At 52.9% G+C, this 14,930-nt stretch carries 21 protein-coding genes; 13 read left to right on the top strand and 8 right to left on the bottom strand.

What is annotated here, in order from left to right; genetic code table 11:
• Position 1: 1 nt before the first annotated feature.
• From fliS to amyA, 3 genes are all read left to right on the top strand, one after another.
• A complete protein-coding gene (gene fliS, locus EGO56_RS07700; protein ID WP_135908330.1) occupies positions 2–409 on the top strand; it encodes a flagellar export chaperone FliS in 408 nt (135 codons plus the stop codon).
• Complete coding sequence (gene fliT / locus EGO56_RS07695) at positions 409–774, top strand: flagella biosynthesis regulatory protein FliT (RefSeq protein ID WP_098053002.1); 366 nt, start codon at positions 409–411, stop codon at positions 772–774. The genes fliS and fliT overlap by 1 nt, the downstream gene beginning before the upstream one ends.
• Positions 775–875: 101 nt before the next feature.
• Positions 876–2,357 carry an alpha-amylase gene (amyA, locus tag EGO56_RS07690; RefSeq protein WP_135908328.1) on the top strand — a complete coding sequence of 494 codons (1,482 nt, stop codon included), beginning with the start codon at positions 876–878 and terminating at the stop codon, positions 2,355–2,357.
• A 75-nt stretch (positions 2,358–2,432) separates the two neighbouring features.
• On the opposite strand, the gene yedD is transcribed toward amyA, so the two are convergent.
• Positions 2,433–2,906: a lipoprotein YedD gene (gene yedD / locus EGO56_RS07685; protein ID WP_135908326.1), complete on the bottom strand. Its 474-nt coding sequence runs from the start codon at positions 2,904–2,906 to the stop codon at positions 2,433–2,435.
• A 241-nt stretch (positions 2,907–3,147) separates the two neighbouring features.
• Between yedD and EGO56_RS07680 the strand changes: the two genes are divergently transcribed.
• Entirely contained in the window at positions 3,148–3,471 is a 324-nt protein-coding gene (locus EGO56_RS07680; protein WP_135908325.1) for a DUF6388 family protein, read from the top strand.
• Between the two features lie 190 nt (positions 3,472–3,661).
• On the opposite strand, the gene iraP is transcribed toward EGO56_RS07680, so the two are convergent.
• Complete coding sequence (iraP, locus tag EGO56_RS07675) at positions 3,662–3,961, bottom strand: anti-adapter protein IraP (RefSeq protein ID WP_013358264.1); 300 nt, start codon at positions 3,959–3,961, stop codon at positions 3,662–3,664.
• Between the two features lie 175 nt (positions 3,962–4,136).
• On the opposite strand from iraP, the gene EGO56_RS07670 reads away from it, so the two are divergent.
• The gene (locus tag EGO56_RS07670; RefSeq protein ID WP_003854508.1) at positions 4,137–4,376 is read left to right on the top strand and encodes a DinI-like family protein; all 240 of its coding nucleotides are present in this window, start codon (positions 4,137–4,139) and stop codon (positions 4,374–4,376) included.
• Between the two features lie 38 nt (positions 4,377–4,414).
• On the opposite strand, the gene EGO56_RS07665 is transcribed toward EGO56_RS07670, so the two are convergent.
• The 3 genes from EGO56_RS07665 to EGO56_RS07655 all read right to left on the bottom strand — a co-directional run bounded on the left by EGO56_RS07665 (position 4,415) and on the right by EGO56_RS07655 (position 5,544).
• On the bottom strand, positions 4,415–4,681 hold the full coding sequence (locus tag EGO56_RS07665) for a hypothetical protein (protein ID WP_013358265.1): 267 nt from the start codon (positions 4,679–4,681) through the stop codon (positions 4,415–4,417).
• Between the two features lie 151 nt (positions 4,682–4,832).
• Entirely contained in the window at positions 4,833–5,174 is a 342-nt protein-coding gene (locus EGO56_RS07660; RefSeq protein WP_135908323.1) for a hypothetical protein, read from the bottom strand.
• Positions 5,161–5,544 (bottom strand): hypothetical protein, encoded by a 384-nt coding sequence (locus tag EGO56_RS07655; protein WP_098052998.1) that lies wholly within the window; start codon positions 5,542–5,544, stop codon positions 5,161–5,163. Before EGO56_RS07655 ends, EGO56_RS07660 begins: the two co-directional genes overlap by 14 nt.
• 136 nt (positions 5,545–5,680) lie before the next feature.
• On the opposite strand from EGO56_RS07655, the gene EGO56_RS07650 reads away from it, so the two are divergent.
• Positions 5,681–6,313, top strand: a complete 633-nt coding sequence (locus tag EGO56_RS07650; protein ID WP_135908322.1) for a helix-turn-helix domain-containing protein — start codon at positions 5,681–5,683, stop codon at positions 6,311–6,313.
• 65 nt (positions 6,314–6,378) lie between these two features.
• Here the strand turns inward: EGO56_RS07650 and EGO56_RS07645 are convergent, their stop codons facing one another.
• Complete coding sequence (locus tag EGO56_RS07645; RefSeq protein ID WP_061062732.1) at positions 6,379–6,627, bottom strand: hypothetical protein; 249 nt, start codon at positions 6,625–6,627, stop codon at positions 6,379–6,381.
• 319 nt (positions 6,628–6,946) lie between these two features.
• On the opposite strand from EGO56_RS07645, the gene EGO56_RS07640 reads away from it, so the two are divergent.
• From EGO56_RS07640 to EGO56_RS07630, 3 genes are all read left to right on the top strand, one after another.
• A complete protein-coding gene (locus EGO56_RS07640; protein WP_095707010.1) occupies positions 6,947–7,147 on the top strand; it encodes a hypothetical protein in 201 nt (66 codons plus the stop codon).
• A 383-nt stretch (positions 7,148–7,530) separates the two neighbouring features.
• Positions 7,531–8,604 (top strand): acyltransferase family protein, encoded by a 1,074-nt coding sequence (locus tag EGO56_RS07635; RefSeq protein ID WP_135908320.1) that lies wholly within the window; start codon positions 7,531–7,533, stop codon positions 8,602–8,604.
• Positions 8,605–8,668: 64 nt separating this feature from the next.
• Complete coding sequence (locus EGO56_RS07630; protein WP_135908318.1) at positions 8,669–9,025, top strand: hypothetical protein; 357 nt, start codon at positions 8,669–8,671, stop codon at positions 9,023–9,025.
• Between the two features lie 29 nt (positions 9,026–9,054).
• On the opposite strand, the gene EGO56_RS07625 is transcribed toward EGO56_RS07630, so the two are convergent.
• Both EGO56_RS07625 and fliE read right to left on the bottom strand, forming a co-directional pair.
• Positions 9,055–9,456 carry a hypothetical protein gene (locus EGO56_RS07625; protein WP_238349009.1) on the bottom strand — a complete coding sequence of 134 codons (402 nt, stop codon included), beginning with the start codon at positions 9,454–9,456 and terminating at the stop codon, positions 9,055–9,057.
• A 153-nt stretch (positions 9,457–9,609) separates the two neighbouring features.
• Entirely contained in the window at positions 9,610–9,921 is a 312-nt protein-coding gene (gene fliE, locus EGO56_RS07620; protein ID WP_013358280.1) for a flagellar hook-basal body complex protein FliE, read from the bottom strand.
• A 232-nt stretch (positions 9,922–10,153) separates the two neighbouring features.
• On the opposite strand from fliE, the gene fliF reads away from it, so the two are divergent.
• Genes fliF through fliI form a run of 4 tightly spaced genes read left to right on the top strand, consistent with a single transcriptional unit; the run spans position 10,154 to position 14,925 of the window.
• On the top strand, positions 10,154–11,881 hold the full coding sequence (gene fliF, locus EGO56_RS07615; RefSeq protein ID WP_135908316.1) for a flagellar basal-body MS-ring/collar protein FliF: 1,728 nt from the start codon (positions 10,154–10,156) through the stop codon (positions 11,879–11,881).
• Positions 11,878–12,870, top strand: a complete 993-nt coding sequence (gene fliG, locus EGO56_RS07610) for a flagellar motor switch protein FliG (RefSeq protein WP_013358282.1) — start codon at positions 11,878–11,880, stop codon at positions 12,868–12,870. The genes fliF and fliG overlap by 4 nt, the downstream gene beginning before the upstream one ends.
• Complete coding sequence (gene fliH / locus EGO56_RS07605; protein WP_013358283.1) at positions 12,863–13,555, top strand: flagellar assembly protein FliH; 693 nt, start codon at positions 12,863–12,865, stop codon at positions 13,553–13,555. Before fliG ends, fliH begins: the two co-directional genes overlap by 8 nt.
• Positions 13,555–14,925, top strand: a complete 1,371-nt coding sequence (fliI, locus tag EGO56_RS07600; RefSeq protein ID WP_013358284.1) for a flagellar protein export ATPase FliI — start codon at positions 13,555–13,557, stop codon at positions 14,923–14,925. The genes fliH and fliI overlap by 1 nt, the downstream gene beginning before the upstream one ends.
• Positions 14,926–14,930 lie beyond the last annotated feature (5 nt).

Below are 14,930 nucleotides of genomic sequence, written 5' to 3'. Positions count from 1 at the left end.
CATGTACACCGCTACAGGCACCAAAGCCTATGCAAAAATTGGCGTAGAAAGCGCCGTGATGAGCGCCAGCCAGCAGCAGCTGGTCGTGATGCTGTTCGACGGCGCACTGAGCGCGTTAATCCGCGCCCGTCTGTTTATGCAGGATGGCAATATTGAAGGAAAAGGCAGCTCTATCTCCAAAGCCATCAATATTATCGAAGCGGGCCTGAAAGAGGGCCTGGCTGAAAACCGTGGTGATGAGCTGGCAGACAATCTGCTGGATCTTTACAACTACATGACGCGTCGCCTGTTGCAGGCCAACCTGCACAATGATGTTGCAGCGGTCGAGGAAGTCGAAGGCCTGCTGCGCAACATCGCAGACGCGTGGAAAGAAGTGGTTCAACCTAACCTGATTCAGGACGCTATTTAATGACGACTGCACCGCATCTGATTGCCGTTTACCAACAATTACTCGATCTCAGCCAGGGAATGCTGCGTCATGCCGCACAGGGCGAATGGGATGAATTGATCAGCCGGGAGATGGAGTATGTCAATGCGGTGCAGAACTTAGCCCAGTCGACAGAGGCGGTATCGCCCTCGTCGCAGACGCAGGAGCAGTTACGTCCGGTACTGCGCCGTATCCTCGACAACGAAAGCGAAGTGAAACGCCTGCTGCAGGCCCGGATGGATGAGCTGGCCTCGCTGGTCGGTCAGAACAGCCGTCAAAAATCAGTGATGTCCGCCTATGCCAGTCAGGGCGGCATTGTAATGGTGCCGCGCGAAACCCTCTCCTGATCCCCTGCTCTGCTACGCCGCCAGATTTATTTTTCTGCGCGGCGTCTCTTTTCTGCCGCTTACACCATACTTGATTTTCATCATCCCCTGGAGTGTGGTACATGCAAAACCCAACGTTATTACAGTTTTTCCATTGGTATTACCCGGATGGCAGCAAACTGTGGCCGGAAGTCGCCGATCGCGCGGCCTGGCTCAGCGAAATTGGTATCACCATGGCGTGGCTGCCACCGAGCTACAAAGGGGATTCGGGTGGCTATTCTGTCGGTTACGACAGCTACGATCTGTTCGATCTCGGGGAATTTGATCAGAAAGGCGGCGTTGCCACGAAATATGGCGACAAAACGCAATTACTGGCGGCGACAGAAGCTCTGCGCAGCCACAACGTTGGGGTACTACTGGATGTGGTGCTGAACCACAAAATGGGCGCTGACGAGAAAGAGGCGATCAGCGTTAACCGCGTCAATCCGGATAACCGTGATGAAATTTACGACGAGGTCGTGCCCTGCGAGGCCTGGACGAAATTCACCTTTCCGGCACGTGCCGGTGAGTATTCGAAATTTGTCTGGGACCACAAATGCTTTAGCGGCGTAGATCACATCGAAAACCCAGACGAAAACGGCGTATTCAAAATCATCAACGATTACACCGCCGAAGGCTGGAACGATCAGGTCGATAACGAGCTGGGCAACTTCGACTACCTGATGGGTGCCAACATCGATTTCCGCAACAATGCAGTCAGGGAAGAGCTGAAGTACTGGGCACGCTGGGTGATGGAACAGGTGCCCTGCACCGGCTTCCGTCTGGATGCGGTAAAACATATCCCGGCCTGGTTCTATAAAGAGTGGATCGATCATATTCAGGAAGTCGCTGAAGATCCGATGTTTATCGTCGCGGAGTACTGGTCGTTTGAAACCGAGAAGCTGCAGGAGTATGTGCATCAGGTGGAAGGCAAAACCATGCTGTTTGATGCGCCACTGCACATGAACTTCCATCAGGCCTCTACCGCAGGCAGCGCCTACGATATGAGCCAGATTTTTGCTAACTCGCTGGTGGTGGCGGATCCGTGGCATGCCGTGACGATCGTGGCCAACCATGACACCCAGCCGCTGCAGTCGCTGGAAGCGCCGGTAGAGGCCTGGTTCAAACCGCTGGCCTATGCGCTGATCCTGCTGCGTGAGCAGGGCGTGCCGACCATTTTCTATCCTGACCTGTTCGGGGCGACTTACGAAGATGAGGGCGGCGACGGCGAGACGCACAAAATTGAGATGCCGGTCATTCCTGAACTCGAAGGATTAATCCGGGCGCGTCAGCAGTATGGCTGGGGCGTGCAGACCGACTATTTTGATCATCCCAACTGCGTGGCGTTCAGCCGCAGCGGTACCGAAACGCAGCCTGGCTGTGTGGTGATCATGTCGAACGGCGATGCGGGCGAGAAAAGTGTGCCGATGGGCGAAGGCTTTGCCGGTAAGGTCTGGCGCGATCATCTGGGCAACCGAGAAGAGACCATTACTGCCGACGAGCACGGTACAGCAGTCTTTGTCTGTAACGGTGGCAGCGTCAGCGTCTGGGTAGTAGCAGAATAACTGACTGAGTAGACGTAAAACCGCCCCGGCAGACGTGTACGCGCTGCCGGGGCGGTTTTTTTTTATGGGCTGCGGTTACGACTGCGCGTTATGTTCAGTAATCGGCGTGCGCAGCAGCTGCGGTTCAATATTCTGAATCACCGCGGCTTTCGGCTGTTTTGCCACTTCTTCCAGGGCCTGCTGACACTCTATTGTCGGACGCGCCACCTTGCGTAGGGTCAGCCCGTCATAGTTAAGTTCGCTGTTATCGACGACCAGCGGCATCACGCGAATCCTGCGCGTCACGTTGACATAGTCACCGTTCAGACGGGTCAGTTTGCCTGGCTTCGCAATCACACGCATCCACTGACGGCAATCCAGCGTGCTGCCATCCGCATTGATAATCAGACTGGCCATGGCCTGTCCGCTGATCAGGCTGCTCTGCGGGCCGACGGTTTGCCAGTTCCCCTGCAATTCAGCCGGTGCCGGCGTCTGTACCGCATTTTCATAATCGTTGATTTGCGCACAGCCACTCAGTGCCAGCGCGGCAATCAGCATCCACTTTTTCATGTTTAATCCCTAAGATCGCGTCGATGGCGGCTACGTTATAATTTTTCCACCGACTAGCGCAAGGTATCTGGCTGTTCAGACACCCGCGAGCGGCTGTTTGCAGCAGAATTTACCCCTGAGCCAGGAGACCGGTCAGCTTTTTGATCGGCAACTGGCCGTCTGAATGGGCTCTGGCACGCCTGACAAGCGGAAGACAACCCGATACACTGACGCGCTGCATCAGACTTTCAGGAATATAAATATGAAAACGCCAGAAGCCTACTATGCCCAGGCTCGTGAAATGTTTTTTACCGCGCACCCCGACTTTCAGTCTTCACTGGATGAGTTAACGGAGAGCGATGCCCGTGCCGCTAATCTGTCGCTGCGACAGCTGCGTGAATGGCATGCCGAACGCATCTATGCAGCCTTTTTGCGGCAGAAAAATCTGGATGGGATGATTTTTTCTATTCAGCTCGCTGAGCCGGATAAAGCGGTAGCGGCTGAGGCTATCGAAACCTATCTTAAATCTCATGCTGAGTCACTGGGAATGAGCTGGGAAGAGTTTTGCATCAAAAACGAGCTGTAATTTCAATGCACTGAACAGGTGTAAATTACACCTTTCAGCCTGCCGCACAGCATCGGATGAAACAGTAGAGTAAAACGCGATACTTTCACGTCATGCCACATGCGATGATTGCCCTTACGGGCACAGCATCTTCACTGCCTCCGGAGAGGTTGCCGGGCTTTCCTCTCCGGAGCTGTATTGATAAATGGCCCTACTCTCGCTCTTCCGTGGCTTTGCCTTTCACTTCTACATAGCTTGCAACCGCCAGCAGACGATTGATGTGCGTCAGCAGCAGATCAACATCCGACTGCAGAAACTCGGTCGACGATTGCGAAGCGGTAATGATGGCATCCTGCACCGTTTCTGTAATGGTCAGCGAGTTGTCCTGTTTCGCCTGCACCAGCAGCGCTGCAACCAGCAGGGACTGCGCTTCAAGCTGCGCCGTCAGCTCTTTTGCATCGACGTCCATCTTTGCCAGCTTTAGCAGAATATCAATTACCAGTTGTCGCATCGCGGACCTCCTGAAAAGTAAGCCAGCATTATGTCGCGATGCGTGCGCATTTTGCTAGTCGAAGATTGAGGTTTACGCGAGATAAAAATTTACATGAAATCAGGCCCGCCGCCTTGCTACTGTTTTTATTTACAGTATTATATATCAGCGATTTTGCCCTGAATGGATTGCCATCATGTTTGTTGAGTTGATTTATGACAAGCGCAACGTTGCCGGTTTACCGGGTGCTCGCGAGATGATTCGTGAGGAGCTGGAAAAGCGGGTGCATCGGGTGTTTCCTGACATTGAAGTTAAGGTCAAGCCGATGGAACGTAACGCGATTGATACTGATTTAAGTAAGAACGATAAGGCGACAGTTGCGCGTATTGTTGAAGAGATGTTCGACGAAGCGGAAATGTGGCTGGTGGCCGACTAATCCTTTAGCGGCCACCGCATCAGTTAGCGGGAGATGAATCAGCTCTCCTGCTCGCTGTGATTGATTTCAATCTCGATGTCCTGAATGGCGGCATCCAGATCTTCCAGCAGCTTCCCCTGCTTATTCAGCAACGCATCAATACGATCGGCGTTGGTCTTGTCTTTATATTCACCGGCATCAAACGCTAACCAATGGCTGGACAGGGTTTCGGTGTTGGTCTGCGCGTAGTGGCGCATCTCTTTCAGCTGCGAAGTCACATCGCGCAGATAGTCATTTTTGGTTTTGGTTTCTGTTGAATCGCTCATGCTAAATTTCCTTCTGGTCAGTTATCAAAAGTGATTAGGCTTAGCGGTTCATCAACCGGCCAATCAGCGGGCGTCAGTTCAGATACAAAATGTCGCCCGGAGATTTAAAACTAGTCGATAATAGCGAAGCCGCACTAAGAATAATCGGAAGTTACGGTTTCTCCGTCGGTTTGACTGATGGCACCTCCTTCTCAATCACGACTTCTTTTACTTTTGTGATCGTTTTGTCAGCCACGCGATCCGGAATCACATCGAGCTTGTGCTGTAACGCGGCGACCTGACTCGTCAGCAAATCCACCCGGTCATCACGCCGTGCCGCGATAACCCGATAATCCGCCCGAATCTCCTCAACCCGCTTATTTGCCGTGTTACTGACGTAAAGAAAAATAATCGTCATCAGGATGCAAATCATCGAACAGCTCAGCAGAATGCAGCCGAGGATAACTTTGCGCCGGTATGACATAGGTGCCTTAAGGCTGTTAATCGTTGCCATCGCTGCGATCCTCCAGAGTTGAGATCAGCCGATCAATCTCGTTACGAAATTTATCGTTCTGACCGGTTTCGGTCATTGCCAGTAAAATGCCTACGGCATTCTTGATTAACCGCAGATCTGTTTCGAGTGTCGCGATACGTCGCAGATTCCTGTCATGACGTTCTCGTAACTCATCGTTCTCCTCCCGTATCATCAGGTTGCTCTCTTTCAGCAACACCACCTGCTCTTTGTAGCTGGTAATAATTTCGCCGCCGGCTCGATTACTGGTTACGATTGACGCAATACCCGCCAATAACGGTTTCCAGAACAGTGCTGCTGCCCCCCCACCCAGAACTAACGCACCCATACTGGTAATCAGACTACTTTCCATGCCACACCCCTTTTTCCGGTAAGGTCTCTGGAACACATTGCGTGCAGAACAGCCACGTCCTCCGCCCTGAATTTAAGATTGCTTAAATACCAGAGTTAAGTATACTTAAGTCACTCTCAACCAAAAAGTCAAGCTGATGAAAAACGAAACGCTGGGTGACCGCATCCGACTCCGACGTAAATCACTGCAGTTAACGCAGAAGCAACTGGCGCAACAGGTAAAAGTTTCCCATGTGGCCATTTCGCAATGGGAAAAAGAAGAGACGCTGCCGCGCGGTGAGAACCTGCTGCGGCTTGCCGAAGCGCTGGGCTGCGCACCGGCTTATCTGATAGATGGGGATGGTCCTGTTTTCAGCGAAAATAGCTGGGCTGGTCTGCATCAGATCCCGCTGCTGGCACAACGCGACGTCGCACAATGGCTTAATGACGCGGGTATTGTCCGGCATGAGCTACTGATGCACAACGATATGGCGCTGTCGCAACAGAGTTTTGCCATCCGGGTAGAAGAACAGGCGATGACGCCCGCAATTCTGCGGGGGGATGTGGTGATCATTGATCCCAGTCTGGCACCTCAGCCCGGCGACTGCGTGCTGGCAATGCAGCAACAGAATGCCCTGCTGCGCACCTGGCGTCAGCGAGGCAGTGAAGAGGGTGTTGCGCAGTTTGAACTGGCTCCGGTCAATATCAACTTCCCCGAGCTGCATTCAAGCCGCGACAGCCTGCAACTGACAGGCACACTGGTTGAATTACGCCGCTATCGGCAGCCATAAAAAAACCCGCCGGGTGCGGGTTAGCTTTTCAGCGAACAACAGTCGCCAGAGTCATAGCCGTGCAACTAGAGGGCGTCGACCAGTTGATCCACCACTACTTTGCCCTGCAGGTCGGTCTGCATAATGCGATAGTTGACTGGCCATGAGCGGCGGGTGCTGAGTTTGTCGAACAGGGTCACGCCGCCTTTTTTGACACCCTGACCGCTGACAATAATCCATTCCGTCACCTCTTCCTGACCGCGATTTCTCAGGCTCAGTGTACGCTGTTCAATCAGCTGGTCTTCTGCTTCAATCTTTAAATAGTCTCGTAACATAATTTCTATCTCCTGGTAACGCAGGTCACTATATGCCTTTTATTAATCTCTTCAATCGAATTTATTTATCGACACTTTTATCGTCGGGAATGTGACCTGCCGCAGGTGATATGACAGATTTGTCCATTTCTGCATCAAACCTTTCCCGTTAGCATGATTGTGCTGCACACACCCGAACATCGAAAAATGACGTGTACAGTATGAGAGAAACTCCGATTAGCCCGCCTCTGGCGGGCTTTTTTTGCTCTCCAGGGCTCGATGTAATGCGCGATGTCAGGGCTGGTCTAGACTTAAGGCACTGGAACAAAAGGAGTGAGTTATGTTTAAGCACAATACGAATGAAGAACGTAAGAAAGAAGGTGATGTCAGCAAAAGCCTTCCTGAAGCTGCGCCAAACGCGGGCAATGCCTATGAAGAAGACGATCACCCTGCCACTGATGCGCCGAAAGATCATGGTGAAGTGCCGCGCAAAAATGATGACAGCCAGGATGATAAGAAAGATCCCTACAAAGCAGGTTGATGTGCAGATGGCGCGCCCGGCGGGCGCGCTGGTATGACCAGCTTAACTGGAACTTGCCAGAGCCGCGTTCTCTCTTTTGATATCGACAGTCAGATTACCAATATCGTGTTAAAAGCGGTTGCTGTCTTTCCTCATACCTGTCGATAACCATTACCAGAGCCTGTAACCCCTCTACGGCAGTGGCTAGTTATTACCAATTGTAACTATTCATTACCGATACTTTGAATTGATAAACTGACCTCTAATCTTATCCACCTACTAAAATCCGCATTACATGTCACTGTTATCAACAGTATTCTTAACCGATGCTATCCAGTGTTGGATAGCTTTTGCAAATAATGCTATCCTGCCAACTTATAAAATTATTACGGAGCCTTAGCATAATGTTAGGGATAATCAGGTTTTTGCTGGCAAGCTGCGTGGTCGCATTTCACCTTACCGGCAAGCTGCCATTCCTTGGACAATTCGCAGTAAATTTCTTTTACGTTATTAGCGGATTTCTCATTACCTTAATACTGAACAGAACTTATAAATTCAATGCATTAAGCTTCTCAGTTAATAGATTCCTGCGACTTTATCCAACTTATTATTTTTTCATCGCTGTTGGGTTGCTTATTTTTCACTTCATGCCGAATACCAGCAACTTTCATCCTTCCTGGTCTCAACACTTATTGCCGTTAGACTGGTCAGGGAATGCTTTTATATTTCCTTGGGCTTTTCTATCTGATAATGCGGTACCCAGTACATTTGGTGCCTTTACTGATAACTATCCTTTATATGTTGATTTATACAGGTTCAGAATAATAACATCAAGCTGGTCTGTCGCCGTCGAGTTGGTGTGTTATTTCCTTTTATGGTTGTTCATTGCCAGAAATTACATACTCACCTGTCTCGCGCTGATTGCTTCGATTGCATATCATTTTTATGTGTTTCGTCATACCGGCAGTTCTGCTATGGCCTATTTTCCCTTTATTGCAGCAGTTTTGCCGTTCAGTCTTGGTGCATCTGGATATTTTATTTGTGAAAAAATGAAGCAATCATCGCTTTCATTAGTAAAATACCAATGGCAGGTAGTGATTTTATCAATAGCTATTTTCTTCGTTAACTGGCACCTTTTCAATATTAATCAAACCAATGGCTGGCACCCCTTATTTTATTATACAAACAACATATTATCGATGTTTATAGTTATGCTTACATTTAATTTAAATCCTGGTAACTTACCTGGAAAAATAGCCAGACTGCTGGGTGATCTCTCTTACCCTGTGTTCTTATGCCAGTATTTTGGGGGTTATATAGCATGGTACATTATAGGATTTGATAAACCTGCCCGTAGTTGGGAGATTTTCGTTATTGGTTATATTATTGCGATTTTAATGTCTTTACTCTGCATCTCATTGATTGATGATAACATCAGAAAGTTAAGAGATAAAATAAGAGCTATTTCAGTGAAATAAGCTAAACAGCTTGTATTATATTAGCCCAGAAAATCATAGTGATTGCTAAACGAGAGTGGATGCCATGAATAGATTAATAATTGCTCTGAGCGTAAGCCTGCTGAGCGGATGCGTGGATATGGGTCGGGTTGGATTGCACCCGGAAACGAAGACCGCCTGGTTCGACGGTCATCCTTATCAGGTTGAATCCTGCCTTAACGAAATGGCACAGAATCAGCGGGCTTATCTGGAGCAGGATGATCCGCTGCCAGATGGCACGAAGCGATATAACCTCGAAAAGGATAATGAAACCGTCGCCTGGATTGAAATTGCGAAGTTCAGCCATCATCAGACCAGTGCGACGTTTTACTACGATCCAAAAGCGCCGGATATCAGCGCTCTGGTTTCAGCGATGATGACTAACTGCAAAACCATGCGTTAGCGGCATCACCATGCTGGTTGCTGGTCAGTCTATTTTGCCGGTTCGCAATCATAGAGTCCCCGTATGCGGATCTGACTCTGACTGGTGCGGACGATTTGCGCCCTTAACATTCCTTTGCCCTCAAGATTCGTCAGCTCCATGTCTACCATTCCCGGCGCTTTGCTGTTTTTAACCAGCAACTTTATCGTGGCGTTGTCGTAATCGCCCTTCTCTTTTGAAAACGTGACCTTCTGGGTCTTCGCGCGTTCCCCGTTGACTGAGAACCAGCCACTCTTATCGGTTTGAAGGTTAAACGGCCCGCACTGTGTGGCGGCAAAAGCTGGGGCTGATAAACCGATTAATGACGTTATCAGAATAAGTTTTTTTAGCATCGGGCTGTCTATCCTGTTGATGGATGATGAGATATCGCCTGTGCCAAAAAGTGAGGTCACTGCTGCACGGCTCCTGATAAGAGGCAGTATAGACAATGAGGCCTGCATGATTGCTACTGCAGGCTCATAGACTCAGCAAAGAAATCGGCATTATTGCTGTCATCCCTCATCCGCCACCAGACAGGTGCTCATTGAGCCGCGAAATCAGTTCAACTAAACCTGCATATTCATAATTTCGCTATACGCCGACACCAGCTTGTTCCTGACCTGAATCCCCATCTGCATGGAGATGGATGATTTCTGCAGATCGACCATCACGTCATTCAGCGCGATGCCGGGTTTCCCCATCTCGAAATCCTGCGCCTGGGTGCGTGCTGTGGTCTGCGTTTCGCTGATCTTATCCAGCGCCGCTTTCATGGTTGCGCCGAAATCGATCTGATTAGTGGCTTCACTGCTGCGGTTACTGGCCTGCAGTGAGGTCGCCTGAAGCTGCTGCAGTACGCCGTCAATTGCCTGAATGGACATGAACGATACCTTATTAAAGAGGATGACATTTTTGATGTGAGGAAAAGTTAGCACGTTGTCAATGAGACAAAGCCGCTAAATGACAGCAAAAACCCTACCTTATCCAGCCATCGAATTTTGCTTATCACCTAATAATGCCTGGCATTGAAGTGGAAATTTTATCTACGCAGGTCAGGGAGTCTGTTTTGCCATCTCAACTTACCCGGTCAATTACGTCAGGCAGGAATCGGTCATGAATGCGAGCACAGCCGCCACAACAGAACAAGAAAAGAAAGGCTTCGGTGACCTGCTCGCTCGCCTGCGCGCAAATCCGCGTATTCCTTTAATCGTCGCGGCGGCTGCCGTGGTGGCGATCGTGATCGCGATGGTGCTGTGGGCGAAGCAGCCCAGCTATAGCGTCCTTTATAACAACCTCACTGATGAAGATGGCGGCGCCATCGTCACCCAGCTGACGCAGATGAACATCCCCTACCGCTTTGCCGAAAACGGCGGCGCACTGATGGTGCCGGAAGCGAACGTGCATGAGCTGCGTCTGCGTCTGGCTCAGCAGGGTCTGCCAAAAGGCGGCTCGGTGGGCTTTGAGCTGCTGGATAAAGAGAAGTTCGGTATCAGCCAGTTCAGCGAGCAGGTTAACTACCAGCGCGCGCTGGAAGGCGAACTGGCCCGCACCATCGAATCACTGGGTCCGGTGAAAAGCGCCCGCGTTCATCTGGCGATGCCAAAACCAACTTTATTTGTGCGTGAGCAGAAAGCGCCATCCGCCTCTGTCACCTTAACCCTGCAGCCTGGCCGCGCGCTGGATGAAGGCCAGATTCAGGCCATCGCCCACATGGTTTCAAGCAGCGTCGCCGGTTTACCGCCGGGCAACGTCACCGTGGTCGATCAGACCGGTCGCCTGCTGACCCGTTCTGATAACGCCGGTCGCGATCTGAATGACGCGCAGCTGAAGTACTCTTCTGAAGTTGAAGCACGCTACCAGCAACGTATCGAAGCAATCCTGAATCCGATTCTCGGCCAGGGCAATGTGCATGCGCAGGTTACCGCGCAGATTAACTTCGACACCGCCGAGCAGACCGACGAGAAATATCAGCCTAACGCTAACCCGTCGAACACGGCGATCCGTTCACGTCAGACCAGCACTAGTGACCAGTCGGGCAGCCCTTATCCGGGTGGCGTGCCAGGCGCGCTCTCTAACCAGCCTGCGCCAGCCAACACCGCGCCGGTCACGACGCCAAACAACAATGCGGCCAATGGTCAGAATGCCAATGGTCAGAACAATGCGGCGAACAACGCCAGCCAGACCACCAGCACAGCAGCAGCGAGCTCATCACCAACCAACTCGCGTCGCGATGACACGGTGAACTACGAGCTGGATCGCACCATTCGTCATACCAAAGTTAACGTTGGCGACGTACAGCGTCTGTCGGTTGCGGTCGTCGTGAACTTCCGTGCAGATGATAAAGGCAAAGCGGTTGCGCTGAACGAGCAGCAGCTGAAGCAGATTGAAGACCTGACCCGCGAAGCGATGGGTTACTCCCAGACGCGTGGCGACAGCGTCAACGTGGTGAACTCGCAGTTCAACACCACTGAAGCAGTGACCGCCGATCTGCCCTTCTGGCAACAGCAGTCCTTCTTTGATCAGCTGATGAACGCCGGTAAGTGGCTGATGATTGCCCTGGTAGCCTTTATCCTCTACCGCAAACTGGTTCGTCCGCACCTGGTTCGTAAGCAGGCCGCCGAGAAAGCCGCTGCCGAAGCCGTTGCTGCCCGCGCCGCTGCACAACAGCCAGAAGAAGAAGCCTTTAATGTGCAGCTCAGTAAAGATGAGCTGGATCAGGAACGTAAGTCTAACAACCGCATGAGCGCAGAAGTGATGAGTCAACGCATCCGCGACATGTCAGAAAACGATCCGCGCGTTGTTGCGCTGGTGATTCGCGAATGGATGAGTAAAGAGCTATGAGTCTGACCGGAACCGAAAAAAGCGCCATCCTGATGATGACCATCGGCGAAGAGCGCGCTGCGGAAGTTTTCAAACACCTGAACCAGCGCGAAGTACAACACCTCAGCGCGGCGATGGCCAACATGCGTCAGGTGTCACACAAGCAGCTGACTGAAATATTGCGTGAGTTCGAAACCGATGCTGAGCAGTTCGCTGCATTGAGCCTGAACTCCAACGAATACCTGCGTTCGGTCCTGACCCGGGCGCTGGGCGAAGAGCGTGCCTCCAGCCTGCTGGAGGACATTCTCGAAACGCGCGAAACCACCAGCGGGATGGAAACGCTCAACTTTATGGAGCCGCAGGCGGCCGCCGACCTTATCCGCGACGAGCATCCACAGATCATCGCCACCATCCTGGTCCACCTCAAGCGTGGCCAGGCCGCCGATATTGTGGCGCTGTTCGACGAACGTCTGCGTCACGATGTGATGCTGCGTATCGCCACCTTTGGTGGTGTGCAGCCAGCCGCGCTGGCCGAGCTGACCGAAGTGCTGAATGGCCTGCTGGATGGCACCAACCTCAAGCGCGCGAAGATGGGCGGCGTGAGAACCGCAGCCGAGATCATCAACCTGATGAAAACGCAGCAGGAAGAGGCCGTTATCGAAGCGGTCCGCGACTTCGATGGCGAACTGGCGCAGAAAATTATCGACGAGATGTTCCTGTTCGAAAACCTGGTGGAAGTGGACGACCGCAGCATCCAGCGCCTGTTGCAGGAAGTGGAGTCCGAGCAGCTGCTGGTTGCACTGAAAGGTTCCGAACAGCCTCTGCGCGAGAAGTTCCTCAAGAACATGTCAGCCCGTGCGGCCGACATCCTGCGCGACGATCTGGCCAACCGGGGTCCTGTACGTATGTCCGCAGTGGAGAACGAACAGAAAGCGATCCTGCTGGTGGTACGTCGCCTGGCCGAATCGGGCGAGATGGTGATTGGTGGTGGCGAGGAAACTTATGTCTGATGCATTTTCTGCCCGTCCCTGGCAGCTGTGGCAGCCCACTGATTTAGGCCGTTTTGACGAGCCTGAACCGGAGCTGCAGCCAGAAATTTACGAAGCTGAAGACGGCGTGGATGAGCAGCAACAGCAGCTCGAACGTCTGCAGCAGCAGATGCGCAAAGAGGCGCAGGGCCAGGGTTACAATGAAGGCTATCAGCAGGGTATGACCGAAGGTCAGAAAGCGGGCTACGACGCCGGTTTTCAGCAGGGGCTGGCCGATGCCCAGCAGCAGCAGGCGCCGCTTCAGGCGCGGATGCAGCAGCTGGTAACGGAGTTCCAGAACACGCTGGAGTCACTGGACAGCGTGATTGCTGCCCGTCTGATGCAGCTGGCGCTGGAAGCGGCTCGCTCGGTGATTGGTCAGGCCACCACGGTGGATGGCACCGCCCTGCTGCGCCAGATTCAGGGTCTGCTGCAGCAGGAACCGATGTTCAGCGGCAAACCGCAGCTGCGTGTTCACCCGGACGACTTACAGCGTATTGAGCAGACTTTAGGTCCGACGCTGGATCTGCACGGCTGGCGGCTGATCGCAGACAGCACCCTGCACCCTGGCGGCTGCAAACTCAGCGCTGAAGATGGCGATCTGGATGCCAGCGTCGCAACGCGCTGGCAGGAACTCTGCCGCCTTGCCGCGCCGGGAGAAATCTGATGACTACCCGTCTGAACCGCTGGCTGGGCTCGCTCGACGCCTTTGAAAAACGCATCACCCAGGTGCAGCCGGTGCGCCGCTATGGCCGCCTGACCCGCGCGACCGGCCTGGTGCTGGAAGCAACCGGTTTACAGCTGCCGCTGGGTGCGACCTGCATCATCGAACGCAACGATGGCAAAACCATCAGCGAAATCGAAAGTGAAGTGGTGGGATTCAACGGACAGAAACTGCTGATGATGCCACTGGAAGAAGTGGACGGCATTTTACCGGGTGCGCGGGTTTATGCGCGTCAGAATGGCGACAACCCGCAGGCGGGCAAACAGCTGATGCTGGGGCCGGAACTGCTGGGCCGCGTGCTCGACGGTAGCGGCCGACCGCTGGACGGCCTGCCGTCGCCGGATACCGGCTATCGCGCACCGCTGATCACCCCGCCGTTTAACCCGCTGCAGCGTACGCCGATTACCGACGTGCTGGATACCGGCGTGCGTGCCATTAATGCCCTGCTGACGGTCGGTCGCGGGCAGCGTATGGGTCTGTTTGCCGGTTCAGGCGTGGGGAAAAGCGTGCTGCTCGGCATGATGGCGCGCTACACCAAAGCGGACGTTATCGTGGTCGGTCTGATTGGCGAACGTGGCCGCGAAGTTAAAGATTTTATCGAAAACATTCTGGGTGCTGAAGGCCGCGCCCGTTCGGTGGTCATTGCTGCCCCGGCGGATGTGTCGCCGCTACTGCGTATGCAGGGTGCCGCTTACGCCACCCGTATCGCTGAAGATTTTCGCGATCGCGGCAAGCATGTGCTGCTGATTATGGATTCCCTGACCCGCTACGCCATGGCGCAGCGTGAGATCGCGCTGGCGATTGGTGAGCCACCGGCGACCAAAGGCTACCCGCCTTCCGTATTCGCCAAACTGCCTGCGCTGGTTGAGCGTGCCGGTAACGGCATCGATGGCGGCGGCTCGATCACAGCCTTTTATACCGTCCTGACCGAAGGCGACGATCAGCAGGACCCGATTGCGGACTCCGCGCGCGCCATCCTTGACGGTCACATCGTACTGTCGCGCCGGCTTGGCGAAGCGGGTCACTATCCGGCTATTGATATCGAAGCCTCGATCAGCCGTGCGATGACCTCGCTGATCGATGAGAACCACTATGCGCAGGTGCGCCAGTTTAAGCAGTTGCTCTCCAGCTTCCAGCGTAACCGCGATCTGGTCAGCGTCGGGGCCTACGCCGCCGGCAGCGATCCGATGCTCGATAAAGCCATCAGGCTCTATCCGCAGATGGAAGCCTTCCTGCAACAGGGCATCTTTGAGCGCAGCGATTATGACGACGCCAGCCTGCATTTGCATGCGCTGTTTGGCTCGTCACAGTAATTAAC

The sequence above is a fragment of the Pantoea vagans genome (genome assembly GCF_004792415.1).
Classification (GTDB): Bacteria; Pseudomonadota; Gammaproteobacteria; order Enterobacterales; family Enterobacteriaceae; genus Pantoea; species Pantoea vagans.
Note: the sequence above shows the minus strand (reverse complement) of the source record. Positions and strands in the feature narration are given on the sequence as shown.

Coding starts and splice junctions, on each gene's coding strand:
- fliS (WP_135908330.1), top strand. CDS start 2: ATGTACACCGCTACAGGCACCAAAGCCTATGCAAAAATTGGCGTAGAA.
- fliT (WP_098053002.1), top strand. CDS start 409: ATGACGACTGCACCGCATCTGATTGCCGTTTACCAACAATTACTCGAT.
- amyA (WP_135908328.1), top strand. CDS start 876: ATGCAAAACCCAACGTTATTACAGTTTTTCCATTGGTATTACCCGGAT.
- yedD (WP_135908326.1), bottom strand. CDS start 2,906: ATGAAAAAGTGGATGCTGATTGCCGCGCTGGCACTGAGTGGCTGTGCG.
- EGO56_RS07680 (WP_135908325.1), top strand. CDS start 3,148: ATGAAAACGCCAGAAGCCTACTATGCCCAGGCTCGTGAAATGTTTTTT.
- iraP (WP_013358264.1), bottom strand. CDS start 3,961: ATGCGACAACTGGTAATTGATATTCTGCTAAAGCTGGCAAAGATGGAC.
- EGO56_RS07670 (WP_003854508.1), top strand. CDS start 4,137: ATGTTTGTTGAGTTGATTTATGACAAGCGCAACGTTGCCGGTTTACCG.
- EGO56_RS07665 (WP_013358265.1), bottom strand. CDS start 4,681: ATGAGCGATTCAACAGAAACCAAAACCAAAAATGACTATCTGCGCGAT.
- EGO56_RS07660 (WP_135908323.1), bottom strand. CDS start 5,174: ATGGCAACGATTAACAGCCTTAAGGCACCTATGTCATACCGGCGCAAA.
- EGO56_RS07655 (WP_098052998.1), bottom strand. CDS start 5,544: ATGGAAAGTAGTCTGATTACCAGTATGGGTGCGTTAGTTCTGGGTGGG.
- EGO56_RS07650 (WP_135908322.1), top strand. CDS start 5,681: ATGAAAAACGAAACGCTGGGTGACCGCATCCGACTCCGACGTAAATCA.
- EGO56_RS07645 (WP_061062732.1), bottom strand. CDS start 6,627: ATGTTACGAGACTATTTAAAGATTGAAGCAGAAGACCAGCTGATTGAA.
- EGO56_RS07640 (WP_095707010.1), top strand. CDS start 6,947: ATGTTTAAGCACAATACGAATGAAGAACGTAAGAAAGAAGGTGATGTC.
- EGO56_RS07635 (WP_135908320.1), top strand. CDS start 7,531: ATGTTAGGGATAATCAGGTTTTTGCTGGCAAGCTGCGTGGTCGCATTT.
- EGO56_RS07630 (WP_135908318.1), top strand. CDS start 8,669: ATGAATAGATTAATAATTGCTCTGAGCGTAAGCCTGCTGAGCGGATGC.
- fliE (WP_013358280.1), bottom strand. CDS start 9,921: ATGTCCATTCAGGCAATTGACGGCGTACTGCAGCAGCTTCAGGCGACC.
- fliF (WP_135908316.1), top strand. CDS start 10,154: ATGAATGCGAGCACAGCCGCCACAACAGAACAAGAAAAGAAAGGCTTC.
- fliG (WP_013358282.1), top strand. CDS start 11,878: ATGAGTCTGACCGGAACCGAAAAAAGCGCCATCCTGATGATGACCATC.
- fliH (WP_013358283.1), top strand. CDS start 12,863: ATGTCTGATGCATTTTCTGCCCGTCCCTGGCAGCTGTGGCAGCCCACT.
- fliI (WP_013358284.1), top strand. CDS start 13,555: ATGACTACCCGTCTGAACCGCTGGCTGGGCTCGCTCGACGCCTTTGAA.